Source organism: Pectobacterium sp. A5351 (assembly GCF_028335745.1).
Classification (GTDB): Bacteria; Pseudomonadota; Gammaproteobacteria; order Enterobacterales; family Enterobacteriaceae; genus Pectobacterium.
Genome location: NZ_CP116477.1, coordinates 3,027,657 through 3,045,945, shown reverse-complemented (window position 1 = coordinate 3,045,945; position 18,289 = coordinate 3,027,657). Strand labels below are relative to the sequence as shown.

17 protein-coding genes are annotated in these 18,289 nt (G+C 51.9%); 1 reads left to right on the top strand and 16 read right to left on the bottom strand.

All coding sequences use genetic code 11. The features are described from left to right. Positions 1 to 2: 2 nt before the first annotated feature. The 7 genes from mrdA to leuS all read right to left on the bottom strand — a co-directional run bounded on the left by mrdA (position 3) and on the right by leuS (position 7,754). Positions 3 to 1,907, bottom strand: coding sequence for a peptidoglycan DD-transpeptidase MrdA (mrdA, locus tag O1Q74_RS14135; RefSeq protein WP_271873971.1), 1,905 nt, complete (start codon positions 1,905 to 1,907; stop codon positions 3 to 5). Positions 1,908 to 1,940: 33 nt separating this feature from the next. Further along, positions 1,941 to 2,411 carry a 23S rRNA (pseudouridine(1915)-N(3))-methyltransferase RlmH gene (gene rlmH, locus O1Q74_RS14130; RefSeq protein ID WP_015730925.1) on the bottom strand — a complete coding sequence of 157 codons (471 nt, stop codon included), beginning with the start codon at positions 2,409 to 2,411 and terminating at the stop codon, positions 1,941 to 1,943. A gap of 1 nt (position 2,412) precedes the next feature. Next, positions 2,413 to 2,730: a ribosome silencing factor gene (gene rsfS, locus O1Q74_RS14125; RefSeq protein WP_010284049.1), complete on the bottom strand. Its 318-nt coding sequence runs from the start codon at positions 2,728 to 2,730 to the stop codon at positions 2,413 to 2,415. A 194-nt stretch (positions 2,731 to 2,924) separates the two neighbouring features. Beyond that, the gene (nadD, locus tag O1Q74_RS14120; protein ID WP_271873963.1) at positions 2,925 to 3,614 is read right to left on the bottom strand and encodes a nicotinate-nucleotide adenylyltransferase; all 690 of its coding nucleotides are present in this window, start codon (positions 3,612 to 3,614) and stop codon (positions 2,925 to 2,927) included. Further along, a complete protein-coding gene (gene holA / locus O1Q74_RS14115; protein ID WP_271873961.1) occupies positions 3,581 to 4,606 on the bottom strand; it encodes a DNA polymerase III subunit delta in 1,026 nt (341 codons plus the stop codon). Before holA ends, nadD begins: the two co-directional genes overlap by 34 nt. Further along, positions 4,603 to 5,157 (bottom strand): LPS assembly lipoprotein LptE, encoded by a 555-nt coding sequence (lptE, locus tag O1Q74_RS14110; protein ID WP_271873959.1) that lies wholly within the window; start codon positions 5,155 to 5,157, stop codon positions 4,603 to 4,605. The genes holA and lptE overlap by 4 nt, the downstream gene beginning before the upstream one ends. 14 nt (positions 5,158 to 5,171) lie before the next feature. Beyond that, positions 5,172 to 7,754, bottom strand: coding sequence for a leucine--tRNA ligase (gene leuS, locus O1Q74_RS14105; RefSeq protein WP_271873958.1), 2,583 nt, complete (start codon positions 7,752 to 7,754; stop codon positions 5,172 to 5,174). A 312-nt stretch (positions 7,755 to 8,066) separates the two neighbouring features. On the opposite strand from leuS, the gene O1Q74_RS14100 reads away from it, so the two are divergent. Next, positions 8,067 to 8,549, top strand: coding sequence for a zinc ribbon-containing protein (locus O1Q74_RS14100; protein WP_014914629.1), 483 nt, complete (start codon positions 8,067 to 8,069; stop codon positions 8,547 to 8,549). Between the two features lie 48 nt (positions 8,550 to 8,597). On the opposite strand, the gene O1Q74_RS14095 is transcribed toward O1Q74_RS14100, so the two are convergent. The 9 genes from O1Q74_RS14095 to miaB all read right to left on the bottom strand — a co-directional run bounded on the left by O1Q74_RS14095 (position 8,598) and on the right by miaB (position 18,125). Continuing rightward, entirely contained in the window at positions 8,598 to 9,323 is a 726-nt protein-coding gene (locus O1Q74_RS14095) for an amino acid ABC transporter ATP-binding protein (RefSeq protein ID WP_225087321.1), read from the bottom strand. Then, the gene (gene gltK, locus O1Q74_RS14090) at positions 9,323 to 9,997 is read right to left on the bottom strand and encodes a glutamate/aspartate ABC transporter permease GltK (RefSeq protein ID WP_180778357.1); all 675 of its coding nucleotides are present in this window, start codon (positions 9,995 to 9,997) and stop codon (positions 9,323 to 9,325) included. The genes O1Q74_RS14095 and gltK overlap by 1 nt, the downstream gene beginning before the upstream one ends. A 3-nt stretch (positions 9,998 to 10,000) precedes the next feature. Continuing rightward, positions 10,001 to 10,741, bottom strand: coding sequence for an amino acid ABC transporter permease (locus O1Q74_RS14085; protein WP_271873950.1), 741 nt, complete (start codon positions 10,739 to 10,741; stop codon positions 10,001 to 10,003). Positions 10,742 to 10,960: 219 nt separating this feature from the next. After that, positions 10,961 to 11,857: an amino acid ABC transporter substrate-binding protein gene (locus tag O1Q74_RS14080; protein WP_271873948.1), complete on the bottom strand. Its 897-nt coding sequence runs from the start codon at positions 11,855 to 11,857 to the stop codon at positions 10,961 to 10,963. Between the two features lie 440 nt (positions 11,858 to 12,297). Then, positions 12,298 to 13,833, bottom strand: a complete 1,536-nt coding sequence (gene lnt / locus O1Q74_RS14075) for an apolipoprotein N-acyltransferase (protein ID WP_334311366.1) — start codon at positions 13,831 to 13,833, stop codon at positions 12,298 to 12,300. A gap of 1 nt (position 13,834) precedes the next feature. Continuing rightward, on the bottom strand, positions 13,835 to 14,713 hold the full coding sequence (gene corC, locus O1Q74_RS14070) for a CNNM family magnesium/cobalt transport protein CorC (protein ID WP_015839475.1): 879 nt from the start codon (positions 14,711 to 14,713) through the stop codon (positions 13,835 to 13,837). Between the two features lie 129 nt (positions 14,714 to 14,842). Beyond that, complete coding sequence (ybeY, locus tag O1Q74_RS14065; protein WP_271873942.1) at positions 14,843 to 15,322, bottom strand: rRNA maturation RNase YbeY; 480 nt, start codon at positions 15,320 to 15,322, stop codon at positions 14,843 to 14,845. Further along, a complete protein-coding gene (locus tag O1Q74_RS14060; RefSeq protein WP_271873939.1) occupies positions 15,319 to 16,377 on the bottom strand; it encodes a PhoH family protein in 1,059 nt (352 codons plus the stop codon). Before O1Q74_RS14060 ends, ybeY begins: the two co-directional genes overlap by 4 nt. Before the next feature lie 323 nt (positions 16,378 to 16,700). Beyond that, entirely contained in the window at positions 16,701 to 18,125 is a 1,425-nt protein-coding gene (gene miaB, locus O1Q74_RS14055) for a tRNA (N6-isopentenyl adenosine(37)-C2)-methylthiotransferase MiaB (RefSeq protein WP_271873938.1), read from the bottom strand. Between the last annotated feature and the right edge of the window lie 164 nt (positions 18,126 to 18,289).

Sequence of the window (18,289 nt, the reverse complement as noted above, 5' to 3'; positions counted from 1 at the left end):
TGTTACTCACTTTCGCTACCCGGTGGCGCAGGAGGCGCACTGGGTAAATCGGTATTGTTGTCGCCCAGCAGGATGTGATCGAGGATCTGGCGTGTGATGGTGCCAACCGTGGGTCCGACCCCACCGTTTTCCAGAATAATCGACATCGCTACTTTAGGGTCCTTATACGGAGCAAACGCAACCATTAATTTATGGTCACGCAGATGTTCTGCGATCTTATGTGCATTATAGGTTTCGTTTTCTTTCAGGCCGAAGACCTGCGCCGTACCGGATTTTGCCGCAATTTTATAGGGTGCATCTTCGAAGCTTTTGTGTGCCGTGCCGTTAGCACGGTTAGCCACGCCATACATGCCGTCTTTCGCCACTTCCCAATAGCCAGAGTGGATGTTGCCAATTTGCTGATTCTCAGTCTGCCGGAAAGGCACAAGCATGCCATTTTCCCGCGAGCTATAAAGCAGATGCGGCGTTTTGACCTGGCCGTCGTTGATCAGGGTAACCAGCGCCTTATTCATTTGGATAGGCGTTGCCGTCCAGTAGCCCTGGCCAATCCCGACCGGTATGGTATCCCCCTGATACCAGGGTTTTTTGAACCGTCCTAATTTCCACTCGCGTGTTGGCATATTGCCTTTGCTTTCTTCTGAAATATCGATGCCAGTTCTCTCGCCGTAACCAAATTTGGTCATCCATTCAGACAGGCGATCGATGCCCATGTCATAAGCGACCTGATAGAAGAAGGTATCCGCGGATTCTTCCAGCGACTTGGTGAGGTTAAGGCGACCATGTCCCCATTTTTTCCAGTCGCGGAAGCGTTTTTCGGAGCCGGGCAATTGCCACCAGCCAGGATCGAACAGGCTGGTATTGGTCGTGATAACGCCAGCAGTCAGGGCGGAAACCGCGATATAAGGTTTAACGGTGGAGGCCGGAGGATAAATCCCCTGTGTTGCACGGTTGATCAAGGGGCGATCAGGATCACTTTGTAGTTTGTTATAATTTTTGGTGGAAATACCGTCGACAAACAGATTGGGATCGTAACTGGGCGTGGATACCATTGCCAGAATACCGCCATCACGCGGGTCGGTGACGATCACGGCAGAACGACTGCCCTCTAGCAGTTTTTCGATGTAGATTTGCAGGCTCAGATCCAGCGTCAGATAAATATCACGCCCTGCCTGCGGCGGCTGTTCGTGGAGTTGGCGGATTACGCGGCCACGGTTGTTAACTTCAACTTCCTCATAGCCCGGCTTACCGTGGAGCAGATCTTCGTAATGGCGTTCAATACCCAGCTTACCTATGTCACGTGTGGCGGCATAATCGGCAATTTTTTCTTCTTTGGTCAGTCGTTCCACGTCTTTATCAGTGATTTTGGAAACATAGCCGATGACGTGTGTTAGAGCAGAACCATAAGGATAATAACGACGTTGATAGCCTTTAATTTCAACGCCGGGGAAGCGATATTGGTTGACGGCAAAACGGGCGACCTGAATCTCATCGAGCCCGGTTTTTACCGGAATAGAGGTAAAGCGGCGTGAGCGCTTGCGTTCTTTTTCAAAGTTTTCCAGATCGCTATCGGTCAGATCAACGACGGGGCGCAAGGCTTCCAGCGTATCTTTAAGGTTATCGACTTTGTCTGGTACCAGTTCTAACTGATAGATGGTGCGGTTCAGCGCCAGCGGGATGCCGTTACGATCGTAGATAATACCGCGACTGGGCGCGATCGGAACCAGCTTAATACGGTTTTCATTAGAACGCGTGCGGTAATCATCAACACGCACAATTTGCAGATGGTAAAGATTAGCGACTAATACACCGGAAAGCAGCAAGATGCCCAGAAAGGCGACCAAAGCGCGGCGCACGAACAAGGCAGACTCAGCCGTATAATCACGAAAGGGTTTACGTTCTACTTTCATCCAGCGTTATTTCACAGATTTCATCGTATCGCCTTACTCCCGATGGTAAGGGTGATTAGTCGTAATGCTCCATGCACGATACAGGCTCTCCGCCACCAGTACACGAACGAGCGGGTGCGGCAGTGTTAACGGCGAGAGTGACCAACTTTGCTCCGCTGCGGCTTTGCATTCTGGCGCAAGGCCTTCAGGCCCACCAATCAGCAGGCTGACGTCGCGTCCGTCCTGCTTCCAGCGCTCCAGTTGTTGTGCCAACTGCGGCGTTTCCCAGCGAGTACCGGGAATATCCAGCGTCACAATGCGGTTGCCTTTACCTACTGCAGCCAGCATTTGTTCGCCTTCGCGCTCCAGAATGCGTTTGATGTCTGCGTTTTTACCCCGTTTTCCGGCCGGAATTTCGAGTAGTTCGAAAGGCATATCTTTCGGGAAGCGCCGCAGATAATCGGTGAAACCAGTCTGCACCCAGTCGGGCATTTTGGTGCCAACGGCGACCAGTTGCAGTTTCATGCTAGCCCCACAGTTTTTCCAATTCGTACAGCTGGCGACTTTCTTCTTGCATGACGTGAACCATCACATCACCCAAATCGACAACAACCCAATCAGCGGCACTTTCGCCTTCGACACCGAGTGGGATCAAACCTGCGGCACGTGAGGATTGCACGACGTGATCGGCAATAGACGCGACGTGGCGCGTAGAGGTTCCCGTACAGATAACCATGTAATCAGTAATGCTAGATTTACCCTGCACATTGAGTGCAACGATATCCTGGGCTTTTAAGTCATCGACTTTATCAATAACGAAATCTTGGAGTGCTTGGCCTTGCAAAGGTTCCCCCTCAATGGCGTTCTGTCTGTAACTGACAGACGCGTGTGGCGCTGAATTGTTTAGGAAAAACGTGAATCACCGAGCAACTGCCGAGAATTTTCGCTTTTCCCGGTGATTGAAACCAGCCGCGGAGTATATCACGCACTTTTACCGAGTGGTATAAAGCCCGTGGTGGATGGGTAGGAAAAGCGATGTTATTGGTACAGGCCGTTTTCGTTGATATAACGGAGCACGGCGGACGGTAATAAATCGTGGCAGTCGAGACCTTGCAGCCTACGTTGGCGAATGTCCGTGGCGGAAATGGTAACCAGCGGCGTCTTTGCCAAAAAGATCCGCCCATACGGTTGCTGATGAAGGTCGTCTGGCGTGTGTGTCAGATGATCGCCCAGCCACTGTTGTAATTCGGGCGTTTCCAGCGTCGAGCGATAGCCGGGGCGCGCGCACACCAGCAAATGGCAGACGCCGAGTAGATCCTGCCAGCGGTGCCAATGGTGTAGCGTCAGCAGAGAATCCTGCCCGATGATAAAGCCCAGCGGCGCATCACGGCCTTTTTCAGCCCGCAGCGCTTCCAGCGTATCAATGGTATAGGAGGGGGTTTGCCGTTGCAGTTCACGATCGTCCACGGTAAATAGCGGGTTGCCTTCAACGGCCAACTCAGCCATATGAAAACGCTGTCGGGAAGTGGCTTCGGGCTGTTGCCGATGCGGCGGAACATTATTGGGCATCAGGACAACCTCAGTTAGCCCCACGAGATTCGCCAGTGCTGTCACCGGCTGAAGATGACCGTAATGAATCGGATCGAACGTGCCGCCAAAAAATGCGGTCAGCGATGGCGTAGCGGGGGACCTATTCAGATGAATGCCTCCGGTAATGCTTTGCCGCATAGCAGCATGGCAAGGGATTCAAGCTCAGACCAAACGGGCTGACCATAGTCTTGTTTTAGCGTTATCTCCACCTGTGCCAGCAATTGCACAGCCTGCTGTAGTTGTTGAAGAGAAAGCCGCTGTAATGCCTGCGTGAGCAGGTCACGTCGATTTTGCCACACCTTTTGCTGATCGAATAAGGTACGCAGCGGTGTGTCTGACATACGCCGCTTCAGCGTTAACAGCTGTAGCAGCTCACGCTGTAGCGTGCGCAGCAAAATGACCGGTTCGCAATCTTCCTGTTTTAGCTGCTGCAAAATGTGCCAGGCGCGTTTGCCTTTGCCCGCCAGCAGCGCATCAAGCCAATGGAACGGTGTGAAGTGGGCGGCGTCATTGACGGCGCTTTCCACGCGCGGCAGGGTCAGCTTACCATCGGGGTAAAGCAGCGCTAGCCGTTCTAATGCCTGAGACAGCGCGAGAAGGTTACCTTCATAGCAATAGCAAATGAGCTGCGTAGCCTGTTCATCCAGCGTCAATTTCATGGCTTTGGCACGCTGGGCCACCCAGCGGGGAAGCTGTGCCTGTTCCGGCGTGAGACAGTTGATATAGACGCTGTCTTGCGCAAGCGCTTTGAACCAGGCGCTGTTTTCCTGCGCTTTGGTCAGCTTATGGCCGCGCAGAATCAGCAAAATATCGGGGTGCAATAGCCCGGAAAGCTTGACCAGGTTTTCGCTTATTGCGGCATTTGGGCCGTTTTCCGGCATAACCAGTAAGAGCGATTGGCGCGAGGCAAACAGGCTGAGCGCCTGACAGGTGCTGAAAATCGCATCCCAATCGGTATGGGTATCCAGAATGAAGCTGAAATGCTCGCTGAATTCGTGCTGTTGGGCGACTCGCTTAATGCTGTCGAGGCTTTCCTGTAGCAGGAGCGGGTCTGCACCAAAGACCAAATAACAACCGCGCAGCCCCTCATGGAGCTGCGCGGTGAGTTGTTCGGGGTAAAGCCGAATCATGAACGCTTGGCGGCAGTAGTGGAATCGGTGGACTGCAACCGATTTTTGACTTCCTGGCTACCGTTAATGGTCAGCAATTTACGCACCAGTTGCTGGGCAGCCTGCTCACGCATTTCCTGACGAACGATGTCCTGTTCGGCATCTTTCGCCAGTGCAGCCAGCGGGTTATCAAAGAACGTGCGGAACACCGTCACGCTGAGCGGATAAATGTCTTCACCCGGCATCAGCACTTGTGCCTGCAATGTCAGCACCATCTGGTACTCCGCTGTTTTACCGTCCTGAAAAATAGAAACGGTATCGCGCGTTTCGCTTGAGCCCAGTACCCGCAGAGACGGGATATCCTGGCGCGTCGCATCATCAACGATTTTCACATCGCTGAGGCGGAGCTGCTCGCGTACTGCACGCGTGAGCGGGCCATAAGGGTCACTGCTGTCGAGCACCAGCGTTTGTAACTGCGCAGGCACTTGTGTTGTGCCACGCAGATGAAAACCGCAGCCAGCGGTGATTAACACCGCCAGCCCCAGCAACAACGTGAATAGACGATGTCGCACAGTTCCTCCTTGCCTTAACCCACAACCAGGTTAAGCAGTTTGCCAGGGACATAAATCACTTTACGAACCGTGACGCCGTCCAGATATTTCGCGACCAGGGGTTCCTGAGCAGCGCGTTCGCGAACCTGTTCTTCGCTCGCGTCAGCGGCAACGGTAATTTTACCACGAACTTTACCGTTAACCTGCACAACGACCAGCTTGGAATCTTCAACCATTGCGCTCTCATCTGCAACCGGCCACGGCGCGGTATCGATGTCGCCTTCGCCTTGCAGCGCCTGCCACAGTGTGAAGCAGACGTGCGGCGTGAACGGATAGAGCATACGAACAACGGCCAGCAGCGTTTCCTGCGTCAGCGCGCGATCCTGATCGCTGTCCTGCGGCGCTTTCGCCAGTTTGTTCATCAGTTCCATGATGGCGGCGATCGCGGTGTTGAAGGTCTGACGGCGGCCAATATCATCGGTCACTTTCGCGATCGTTTTATGCAGATCGCGGCGCAGTGATTTCTGATCTTCATTCAGTGTCGCGACATCCAGCGCCGTTACCGCACCTTTCTCGGTGTGCTCAAAGGCTTGTCTCCAGACGCGTTTCAGGAAGCGATTCGCACCTTCTACACCGGATTCCTGCCATTCCAGCGTCATTTCCGCCGGAGACGCAAACATCATGAACAGACGCACGGTATCTGCACCGTATTTCTCTACCATGACCTGTGGGTCGATGCCGTTATTTTTAGACTTCGACATTTTACTCATGCCCGCGTAGATCACGTCGCGGCCTTCGTTATCTACGGCTTTGACGATACGCCCTTTGTCATCACGCTCAACGGTGACGTCGATAGGTGAAACCCAGACGCGCTCGCCGTTATTGCCCAGATAATAGAAGGCATCGGCCAGCACCATGCCCTGACACAGCAGGCGCTTGGCGGGTTCGTCAGACGTTACCAGACCCGCGTCGCGCATCAGCTTGTGGAAGAAGCGGAAATACATCAGGTGCATGATGGCGTGTTCGATACCGCCAACATATTGGTCAACGGGCAGCCAGTAGTTGGCGGCGGCCGGATCCAGCATTCCCAGATCGTACTGCGGGCAGGTGTAGCGTGCGTAGTACCAGGACGATTCCATAAAGGTGTCGAACGTATCGGTTTCACGCAGCGCAGGCTGACCGTTAACGGTCGTCTTCGCCCATTCCGGGTTGGATTTCAGTGGGCTGGTGATACCATCCATCATGACATCTTCCGGCAGGATCACCGGCAGCTGATCTTCTGGCGTCGGGATGACGGTACCGTCTTCCAGCGTCACCATTGGAATTGGCGCGCCCCAGTAACGCTGACGGGAGACACCCCAGTCGCGTAGGCGATAGTTGACTTTGCGCTCGCCAATGCCTTTTGCTACCAGTTTGTCGGCAATGGCATTGAAAGCGGCGTCGAAATCCAGACCATCAAATTCACCAGAGTTGAACAGACGGCCTTTTTCCGTCATCGCTTCGGCGGACAGATCGGGCTCGCTGCCATCGGCGTTCAGAATCACCGGCTTGATGGACAGATCGTATTTGGTGGCAAATTCCCAGTCGCGTTGGTCGTGACCCGGAACGGCCATCACCGCACCTGTGCCGTATTCCATCAGGACGAAGTTGGCGACCCAGATAGCGACTTTCTCGCCGTTCAGCGGGTGAATAGCATACAGGCCGGTCGCCATGCCTTTTTTCTCCATCGTCGCCATATCGGCTTCGGCGACTTTGGTATTACGGCATTCTGCAATGAAATCGGTCAGCGCCGGGTTCGTAGCAGCTGCTTGTGCGGCAAGAGGGTGACCCGCGGCAACAGCGACGTAGGTCACGCCCATGAACGTATCCGGGCGCGTGGTGTAAACGGTCAACTTCTCGTTGCTGTCCGCCACGTCAAAGGTGATTTCCACCCCTTCAGAACGGCCAATCCAGTTACGCTGCATGGTTTTGACCTGCTCAGGCCAGCTTTCCAGCGTATCCAGATCGTTCAGCAATTGGTCTGCGTAAGCGGTGATTTTGATAAACCACTGTGGAATCTCTTTGCGCTCAACCTTGGTGTCGCAGCGCCAGCAGCAGCCATCGATAACCTGCTCGTTCGCCAGTACAGTCTGGTCGTTCGGGCACCAGTTAACGGCGGAGGTTTTTTTATAAACCAGACCTTTCTCGTACAGCTTGGTGAAGAACCATTGTTCCCAGCGGTAGTAGTCTGGTTTACAGGTCGCGACTTCGCGATCCCAGTCATAGCCAAAGCCCAGCAGTTTGAGCTGGTTTTTCATGTAGTCGATGTTGGCGTAAGTCCAGGGCGCTGGCGCGGTGTTGTTTTTGACCGCAGCCCCTTCTGCTGGCAGACCAAAGGCATCCCAACCGATCGGTTGCAGAACGTTTTTACCCAGCATGCGCTGATAACGGGAGATCACGTCGCCGATGGTGTAGTTACGGACGTGGCCCATATGTAGTCGGCCAGAAGGGTAAGGCAGCATGGAAAGGCAATAGTATTTTTCCTTGCCGGGCTGTTCGGTGACTTTAAATGTCTGCTTCTCTTGCCAGTGAAGCTGGACGTCCGCTTCTATCTCTTCTGGGCGGTATTGCTCTTGCATGGCTGCCAGGGGTCCTGTTTAGTGAAGAATCGCTACGTGTGAGTAGCCTGTTCTGATTCATAACAAAAGATCCGCATAGCATAGCCGTAAGCGGCGCGTGCAACAACACCCAGCGCCCGACTGAGGAATATTTATGATTTGTGAGCGACAGACTGCGAGGAATTGCGCAAATTGGTAACAATTTCCTCAGGTGAGCGGAAAAAATAATCTAAAATAGAGAGAGATAGGCAACGTATCGGTTTTTGGCCTAGTGTGCCAGACGGCGAATAGTCGTGCTTTATCGCCCTTCAACCCGCTTATTCAGGAGGAAGCATGAATAAACTAGCCCGCTACTACCGCGAGTTAATGGCTTCAGTGACAGCCCGGCTGAACAACGGTGAGCGCGATCTCGATAGTCTGGTGCAGAGCGCTCGCAAAACCTTGCAGGAAGGTTCGGAGCTGACGCAGAAAGAAATAGAACAGGTGATTCAGGCTGTTCAGCGCGATCTCGAAGAGTTTGCCCGCAGCTATAACGAAAGTCAGGATGAGTTTACCGACAGCGTTTTTATGCGAGTCATCAAGGAAAGCCTGTGGCAGGAACTCGCGGATATTACGGATAAAACCCAGTTGGAGTGGCGTGAGATTTTTAAAGATGTGAATCATCACGGGGTGTACCACAGCGGTGAAGTGGTGGGGTTAGGCAATTTGGTGTGTGAGAACTGCCATCACCATATTGCATTCTACACACCGGAGGTTTTGCCACTCTGTCCGAAATGCTCGCATGACTTGTTCCATCGCCAGCCGTTTCAACCGTAGGGCTTTCTAGAGAGACAAAGCGTGCCTTGCGGCACGCTTCGACTAGTATTAATGCAGGATTTTCGCCAGGAAGTCTTTAGCGCGTTCGGACTGTGGGTTATTGAAGAAATCATCCTTGCGGGTGTCTTCAACGATTTTTCCCTCATCCATAAAGATCACGCGGTGCGCCACTTTACGGGCAAAGCCCATTTCATGGGTGACGACCATCATGGTCATGCCTTCCTGCGCCAATTCAACCATAACGTCCAAGACTTCGTTGATCATCTCTGGGTCAAGCGCGGATGTCGGCTCATCAAATAGCATCGCGATAGGATCCATGCACAGCGCGCGGGCGATGGCGACACGCTGCTGCTGACCACCGGAAAGTTGCCCCGGATATTTGTTAGCGTGTGCCGCCAGCCCAACGCGTTCCAACAGCTTCTGCGCTTTGGCTTTAGCATCTTCACGCTTACGTTTCAGCACTTTTACCTGCGCGAGCGTTAGGTTCTCGATAATCGACAGATGCGGGAACAGTTCAAAGTGCTGGAACACCATCCCGACTTTGGAACGTAGCTGAGCCAGATTGGTTTTTTTATCGTTAACGGCAGTCCCGTTGACGGTAATTTCACCTTGTTGGATCGGTTCCAGGCCATTTACGGTTTTGATCAGGGTTGATTTGCCGGAGCCTGAAGGCCCACAGACGACCACGACTTCGCCTTTTTTTACTTCTGTGGAGCAGTCGGCTAGCACCTGAAATTGGCCGTACCATTTAGAAACATTTTTCAGGGAAATCATCAAACCGTCCTTTTTTTCAGGTAACTGACCAGCATTGAGGCTGAAATGCTGAAGATAAAATAAATGAACCCGGCAAACAGGATCATTTCAACTTGTGTTCCATCACGCTCACCGATCGTTGAGGCGGTACGGAAGAAATCTGCGAGGCTGAGCACGTACACCAACGACGTATCCTGAAACAGGACAATCCCTTGTGTCAGCAGCAATGGCACCATGGCGCGGAATGCCTGTGGCAGAATAACCAGCTTCATGGATTGCCACTGCGTCATGCCTAAGGCGAGCGCTGCGGAGGATTGGCCGCGCGATATGCTGAGGATGCCTGCTCGAATAATTTCAGAATAATAGGCTGCCTCGAACAGCGAGAAGGCTACCATAGCTGAAATCAGTCGAATATCGGTTTTCGGCGATAGCCCAAGCACATTTTGTAATAAGCTAGGAACCACCAGATAGAACCATAGCAGCACCATAACAAGTGGGACGGAGCGGAACAGGTTCACATACAGTTTGGCGAACCAACTGATGGGCTTGATCGGCGACAGACGCATGACCGCCAGAATCGTGCCCCACACAATCCCGAATACCACCGCCGTCAGCGTAATTTTGAGTGTAACGACCATTCCCTGGATCAGGTACGGCATGCTTGGCCCAATTGAGCTCCAGTCAAATTCATACATGATTTATTTGCTCCCCATATTGCCCGGCAAACGGGTTTTTCGCTCAACGACCTGCATAATCAACATAATGATGGCATTGATGCCAACGTACGCCAGCGTGATGGCTGTGAAGGATTCATACGCGTGGGCGGAATAGTCCAATAGTTTCCCCGCCTGTGCGGCCATATCCACCAGACCAATCGTAGAAGCGATGGCTGAGTTTTTGACCAGGTTCAGCATTTCCGACGTCAACGGTGGAACAATCACGCGGTATGCATTCGGCAGTAATACATAGCGATAAGTTTGTGGCAGCGTCAGGCCCATTGCCAGCCCAGCGGCTTTTTGCCCGCGCGGTAGCGATTGAATCCCCGCACGCACCTGCTCACAAACGCGCGCTGCGGTGAAGAGCCCCAGACAAATCATTGATGACAGGAAGAACTGAATATTTGGGTCTAGCTCGGCTTTAAACCACATGCCGATGCTGGCAGGAAGCAGTTCGGGAACGACCAGATACCAGGTAAAGAACTGGACAATCAGCGGAACGTTACGAAATAGCTCGACGTAGCAGGTACCAATGCCCGCAATAAAACGGTTCGGGACGGTACGTAAGATGCCAAATAAAGAGCCAACGATAAAGGCGATAATCCAGGCGCAGATAGACAATGTGACGGTGACTTGCAGACCGGACAAAATCCACCCGAGGTAGGTTGTGTTGCCGAAAGGGGCGGCTTGTAGAAATATGCCCCAGTTCCAATCTATAGACATAACGAACTCCGGTAAAAAAAGGGTAGCGAAGCTACCCTGAAGATTGATGAGCGGCCATATCCCCGTTCTGTTTCAAACTACAGGCGTATTGTTTGTTTTCCTGTTTATCGAAATTTCTTGGGGCAACATGTGATGGGGAACGACCATCACATGCCTGTCTGTCCTGCCACGAATCAGCAATCAGAGGGCAGGTGACTCTGCCCTTATTCTCATTATTAATTAGTTTAGCGCTTTGTCATTTGGCGCTTTGAACAAGGCCTTCATTTCATCTGACAGTTCAAAGTTCAGGTTAAGATCTTTTGGTGGAATAGGCTGTTTAAACCAGCGATCGAACCATTTTTCAGCTTCACCTGAGGTCTGAACTTCAGCGATGGTGTCATCAACCAGTTTCTTGAATTGCGGGTCGTCTTTACGCAGCATACAGCCGTAGGCTTCTTCCGACTGCGCTTTGCCGACGATGTCCCACTGATCGGCACTTTTCGCTTTCGCACGTTCGCCAGCCAGCAGAGCATCATCCATCATAAAGGCCACAGCACGGCCGCTTTCCAGCGTACGGAAGGAGTCACCGTGGTCTTTCGCGCTGATGATGCGCATTTTCATCTGTTTTTCTTCATTCAGCTTATTCAGCAGAACTTCAGAGGTGGTACCGGAGGTGACGACAACCGTTTTACCCGCCAGATCCGGGAAGTCTTTTATGCCGGAGTCTTTTTTGGTTAACAGGCGCGTACCGACCACGAAAATGGTGTTGGAGAATGCGGCTTGTTTCTGGCGTTCCAGGTTATTGGTCGTTGAACCACATTCAAAATCGAATGTACCGTTCTGCAACAGAGGGATACGGTTCTGAGAAGTGATAGGGAGTAGCTTGACCTGCAGGTTAGGCGCATCCAGTTTTTTCTTAACCGCTTCGACAATTTTGTCAGAGTAGGCCTGAGAGTAACCGACCACTTTTTGCGTGTTGTCATAGTAAGAAAAAGGCACGGACGACTCACGGTGTCCAATGACGATCACGCCATTATCTTTGACCTTCTTCAGGGTACCGGTCAGGTCTTCAGCCTGAGCTACGCTGGCGGCAGTGCCAAGCAGAAGCAGTGATAATGCCAGTTTACGCATTTGCATGTTCTAACTCCTTTGCTGTCGTTGCAGTGCAATAGTTATAGCGCTGTCATGAATAACCGTATGGTTAATGTGCAAGTTATCTTCGTCTTCACGTTAAACAGCGTATCGCTGCATCACTCATAACGCTTTGCGACTTCTCTGTGATAACGCTGCACCGTTAAAGCGCGAAGTTACTGTCTCTACAGTTAAAAAGTAGCTGATTGTAAATAGATTGAAATGGAAATGTTTGTTTTTTGCGATATCCGCCGCACCAAATAGCTGCAATGTCAGTGTGTGGCACCAATTTGGTGCGTCACTTGCTCCAATAGAGGGCCTGAAGCCGACGCAATATCCAAAAAAATACAGAAACAACCTTTTACAGGGTAATAGCAGGCAAATACCGTGCCATAAATAAAAAAGGCATGCAAAAGCATGCCCTTAGGGAAGCGAGAAGGGAGTGGTTATCGGCGACGCAAACCGGAGAAAACGATAACGAGGCCGCCAAGAAGCGTAATGATCCAGAGTGGCCAGGAACCGAAGCGTGCATAAGGCGTGAGTCCGGTTGCTGGCACAACCTGTGTATCCAGTACCGCACGGGTAAACTGTGGCAGACTGGCGCTGACATTGCCATCTGGCGCGATCACCGCGGTGACACCGTTGTTGGTACTACGAACCAGAGGACGCCCTAATTCCAGCGCACGCATGCGTGCCATCTGAAAATGCTGCCACGGCCCGATCGAATGACCAAACCAGGCATCGTTCGAGATAGTCAGCAACATATCGGTGTCTGGCAGGAAGTTATCCCGCAGCTGTTGGCCTAAAATTATCTCATAACAAATGGCGGCATTAAATTTAAAGCCATGAACTGAAAGCTGAGGCTGAACGTAGTCTCCCCGACTGAACGACGACATCGGGAGATCGAAGAACGGTGCCAGCGGGCGTAACAGCGTTTCCAGCGGGACAAACTCGCCAAAAGGCACCAGATGGTTTTTGTTGTAACGGTTCGTTGTCGGGTAGTGATACGGTTCTTTATCGCCCAAAACGATAACGGAGTTGTAAAAATCGGTTTTGTTACCCTCACGTCGGATATCGACAATACCCGTAATCAGGCTGCTATTGCGGCTGCGCAGAATATCGTCAATCTGCTTCAGATAAGCCCCCTGACGGCTTTCAATATCAGGAATAGCGGTTTCCGGCCAGATCACGATAGGCGCTTTTTCCATGTAGGGCAGGCTGTTATCCAGATAGAGCCGCAGCGTGTTCAGCAGCTCATCCTGTTCCCATTTCACGGCCTGAGGGATATTACCCTGTACCAGTGCGACATTGACGGCGCGTTCAGGTTGAGAGGTGTACCACTGCACGTTGCGCAGCGGCCAGGATAAAACGAAAACACCGATAGCAATGGCTGCCGGGGCGACGTTACGTTGATTGATGGCATAAACGAGCAGCCCGCTGAGGCTCATCAACAGGAAGGTAATGGTGTCGATGCCCAAAATGGGGGCAATACCTTTTAGCGGTCCGTCAATTTGGCTGTAGCCGAATTGCAGCCACGGAAAGCCCGTCAGCACCCAGCCGCGTAAAAATTCGGTTAATTGCCAAAGCACGGGGGCGGCCAGTGCCAGACGCCACAGCGTTGTCTTCGGACTGAGGCGTGAGAGCAGGGCAGCAAACAGTAGCGGATAGAGCGATAAATAGGCCGCGAGCAGGATGACCAGTGCAATGTTTACAGGGCCCGGCATCCCACCAAATTGCGCGATACTGACGTAAACCCAGTTAATACCGTTGCCAAATAGGCCGAACCCCCAGCAAAAGCCTATCCAGGCTGACTGGCGGCTAGTACGGTTTAGTGTCAGCGCCTGTAGGCCCATCAGCGAGATAATCGCCGCGGGCCAGAAATCAAAGGGAGAAAATGCCAGTGTGCCACAGGCACCAAATAAGAGCGCCAGCAGGGCTTTGACCTGCTGGCGTTGTAGAAAAGAAGCGACAACCGTTGCCAAATTATTCTTCCAATTTTGGTTGAGGGGCATCGTCAGGGATTCTGACATGAACCTGAATAATACGGCGGCTGTCCGCCATCGCAACCTTAAACAGGTAACCTTCTATGTCGATGGTTTCGCCTCGGGCAGGGAGGTGCCCAAAAGACTGCATAACCAAGCCGCCAATGGTGTCGACTTCGTCATCGCTGAACCGTGTACCGAAAGCCTCATTGAAATCTTCGATATCGGTTAACGCACGCACGGTGTAGGTCTGGCGATTAAGCTGACGAATATCTCTGTCTTCTTCATCATCGTATTCGTCTTCAATTTCACCGACAATCAGCTCAAGAATATCTTCAATCGTGACCAGGCCGGAGACGCCACCAAATTCATCGATGACAATCGCCATGTGATAGCGCAGCGAGCGGAATTCGTTCAGCATTCTATCAACGCGTTTACTTTCCGGCACCACAACAGCGGAACGCAGAACTTTATCCATACTGAAAGGCTCGGAATCACTGCGCATAAACGGCAGCAAATCCTTGGCCATCAGGATGCCTTCAATGTGGTCTTTATCTTCGCTAATAACGGGGAAACGGGAATGGGCGGATTCGATAATCACGTCCAGACACTCTTCCAGCGTTTGATCGCGCTTGAGCGTAATCATCTGCGAGCGAGGGATCATGATGTCGCGTACACGCTGGTCGGCGATATCCATGACGCCTTCGAGCATATCGCGTGTTTCAGGATCGATCAGATCATTCTGTTCGGAATCACGAATCAGAGTGAGTAAACCGTTACGATCTTTTGGCTCGCCGTGAAAAAGCTGATTAAGAATAAGAGAAAAGAAGCCCTTTTTGGGACTGGGTGCATCGCTGTTTTGAGAATGGTCGTCGCTCATGCGTTTTAATTAACATCACTCGTGTTAAAGGATTATTGCCAGCAACTGGAAGCGGCACAGTCGCTGATGTGTGAAGATATAAATGCCCGACATCTTCCCGATACCGGGCTGGATAAAATGTATTTCTATTTATTCGGTGAGACCATCTTTTTCTGCAAGGTAAGGATCGGCATAGCCCATACTTTGCATAATCTCGGTTTCCAGCGCTTCCATTTCTTCGGCTTCGCTGTCTTCGATATGGTCATACCCTAGCAGATGCAGGCTACCATGGACAACCATATGCGCCCAGTGCTCTTCTACGGTTTTTTCCTGCTCTACGGCTTCTTGCTCGACAACCTGACGGCAGATGATTAAATCGCCAAGCAGAGGAAGTTCGACCTCAGGCGGAGCCTCAAAAGGGAACGACAGCACGTTGGTCGGCTTGTCTTTCCCGCGATAGGTGTTATTCAGGTCGCGGCTTTCAGCCTCATCCACGATACGGATGGTGACTTCAGAGACTTCCTGAAACTGTGGCAGAACGCCTTCCAGCCAACGCTGAAAGTCTTTCTCTTCCGGTAGCCCCTGTGCTTGCTCGCTGGCGATTTGTAAATCGAGAATCACCTGACTCATTTTTGCTCCTGATCTGATGCCGCAGCCTGCGCTTCGCGCTTACGCTGCTCTGCTAAGGCGTCTTTACGTTTCTGCTCGGCATTTTCCCACGCTTCATAGGCATTCACAATCCGCGCGACCACAGGATGGCGCACCACGTCTTCGCTGTGGAAAAAGTTAAAGCTGATCTCTTCCACATCGGCCAGCACTTCAATGGCGTGGCGTAAGCCGGATTTCAAATTCTTCGGCAGATCGATCTGCGTGACGTCACCGGTGATGACGGCTTTTGAGTTGAACCCGATACGCGTCAGGAACATTTTCATCTGTTCGATGGTGGTGTTCTGGCTTTCATCGAGGATGATAAAAGCATCGTTCAGCGTTCGGCCACGCATGTAAGCCAGTGGCGCGACTTCAATGACGTTACGTTCGATGAGCTTCTCGACACGCTCAAAGCCCAGCATTTCAAACAGGGCATCATAAAGTGGACGCAGGTAGGGATCGACTTTCTGGCTTAGATCGCCAGGCAAGAAGCCCAGTTTCTCACCGGCTTCGACCGCGGGGCGCGTTAGCAGGATACGGCGAATATCCTGACGTTCCAATGCATCCACGGCGGCAGCGACGGCTAAGTAGGTTTTCCCCGTGCCTGCCGGACCAACGCCGAATGTGATGTCGTGATCGAGGATATTGGCGACATACTGCGCCTGATTTGGCGTACGAGGCTTGATTACGCCGCGCTTGGTGCGGATATTGACCACTTTGCCATGGTCAGGAACGTGTTCCGCAGACTGCTCCAGCACGCGGGATTCTTTAATCGCAAGGTGAATTTGCTCAGGATCGATATCACCAATGACGCCACGTACCGGGGCGGTATCGACATACAGACGTTGCAGAATATCAGAGGCAGCTTGCGTCAGCAGGTGTTTGCCGACCAGTTTAAACTGATTATCCCGTCGATTGATCTCGATGCCTAAACGACGCTCTAACTGCTTAATATTGTCATCAAATGGACCGCAAAGGCTGAGCAGGCGTTGGTTATCTACGGGTTCAAGGGCAATCTCTTTTGTCGTTACGTTCAAATTATTCCTCTTGAGCGTTGCTGTGCTGGCGCTATTCTTCCCGCACAAAATGAACAGTTGTTAGGTGGCCTGATGTGTCCGCCCTATGAATGAATTATTCATCGTGAATGCCTGATGGTGCAAGTCACAATAATGATATTGGGATGCCGCCTCGCAAAAGCAAATGTAAGCGCCATGAAATTGAAACAGATGATGAAGAGGATCTGTCGCAAGAAAACGCCGGCGCGTTTTTAACGCTGTAAAGCTTGTCCGCAAGGATGTCGGTCATAAAAAATGGGTGGCAAAGCCACCCATCATCATGCTAAGACGTTGATGACCGTCGATTACGGTTGGTAGAACCCGACGCCGATCTCATTCTCTTTGCGGGTACGTGCAATCACGGAAGACGGTGATTCATGTACGCGCAGATCCATTTGATCTTCGGTACGTACTACGATGCCGCGCAGCGAGTTGGTATAAACATCAATGATTTCCACATCGACGAATTTACCGATCATATCCGGCGTGCCTTCGAAGTTAACGACGCGGTTGTTTTCCGTACGGCCAGACAGTTCCATCACGTTCTTACGCGAGGTGCCTTCTACCAGAATACGCTGGACGGTGCCCAACATAAGGCGACTAAAGCGCATCGCCTGCTGGGTGATACGTTCTTGCAGAAGGTACAAACGCTGCTTTTTCTCTTCTTCCGGCACGTCATCAACCATATCCGCTGCTGGAGTTCCCGGACGGGCGGAATAGACAAAGCTGTAGCTCATATCGAAATTTACATCGGCAATCAGCTTCATCGTTTGTTCAAAGTCAGCCTGCGTTTCGCCTGGGAAACCGACGATAAAGTCAGAACTGATCAGAATACCCGGACGCGCGTTGTGTAGCTTGCGGATGATCGCTTTGTATTCCAGCGCGGTATGGCGGCGTTTCATCATCGTCAGCACGCGATCAGAGCCGCTTTGTACTGGCAAATGCAGGAAGCTGACCAGTTCCGGCGTGTCTTCATAGACGCTGATGATATCGTCTGTGAATTCAATGGGATGGCTGGTGGTAAAGCGGATGCGGTCGATACCGTCGATGGCGGCGACCAGACGCAGCAGTTCGGCAAAGGAGCAGATTTCACCGTCATAGGTTTCGCCGCGGTAGGCGTTAACGTTTTGTCCCAGAAGGTTGACTTCACGCACGCCTTGCGCGGCCAATTGAGCGATTTCAAACAACACATCATCGCATGGGCGGCTAACTTCTTCGCCTCGGGTATAAGGCACAACGCAGAATGTGCAATATTTATTGCAGCCTTCCATGATCGAGACGAATGCCGTTGGCCCTTCGGCGCGCGGTTCTGGCAGACGGTCAAATTTTTCGATTTCTGGGAAACTGATATCAACGATAGGGCTACGGGTGCCCTGAACGTGGTTAATCATTTCCGGCAGGCGGTGCAAGGTTTGCGGGCCAAAGATAACGTCAACATAGTGCGCACGTTCGCGAATATGCGCGCCTTCCTGTGATGCCACACAGCCGCCGACGCCAATGATCAAATTCGGATTGAGATCTTTCAGCGTTTTCCAGCGGCCAAGTTGATGGAAGACCTTCTCCTGCGCCTTTTCACGGATCGAGCAGGTATTGAGCAGCAGGACATCGGCTTCTTCAGCGATTTCAGTCAGCTCATAGCCGTGCGTACTTCCCAGTAAATCAGCCATCTTCGATGAATCGTACTCATTCATCTGACAGCCCCAGGTTTTAATAAGCAGTTTTTTTGTCATCGACTTGCCATTACTCAGTGCGGATAAGAAAGATTCCCCTCGCCCGTCATACTTCAAGTTACAGGTGTGTTGGCTTTCTTCACTCACCCCAGTCACTTACTTATGTAAGCTCTTGGGGATTCGTTGCGTCGCCGCCTTCCTGTAACCCGAATTATTTAGGGGGT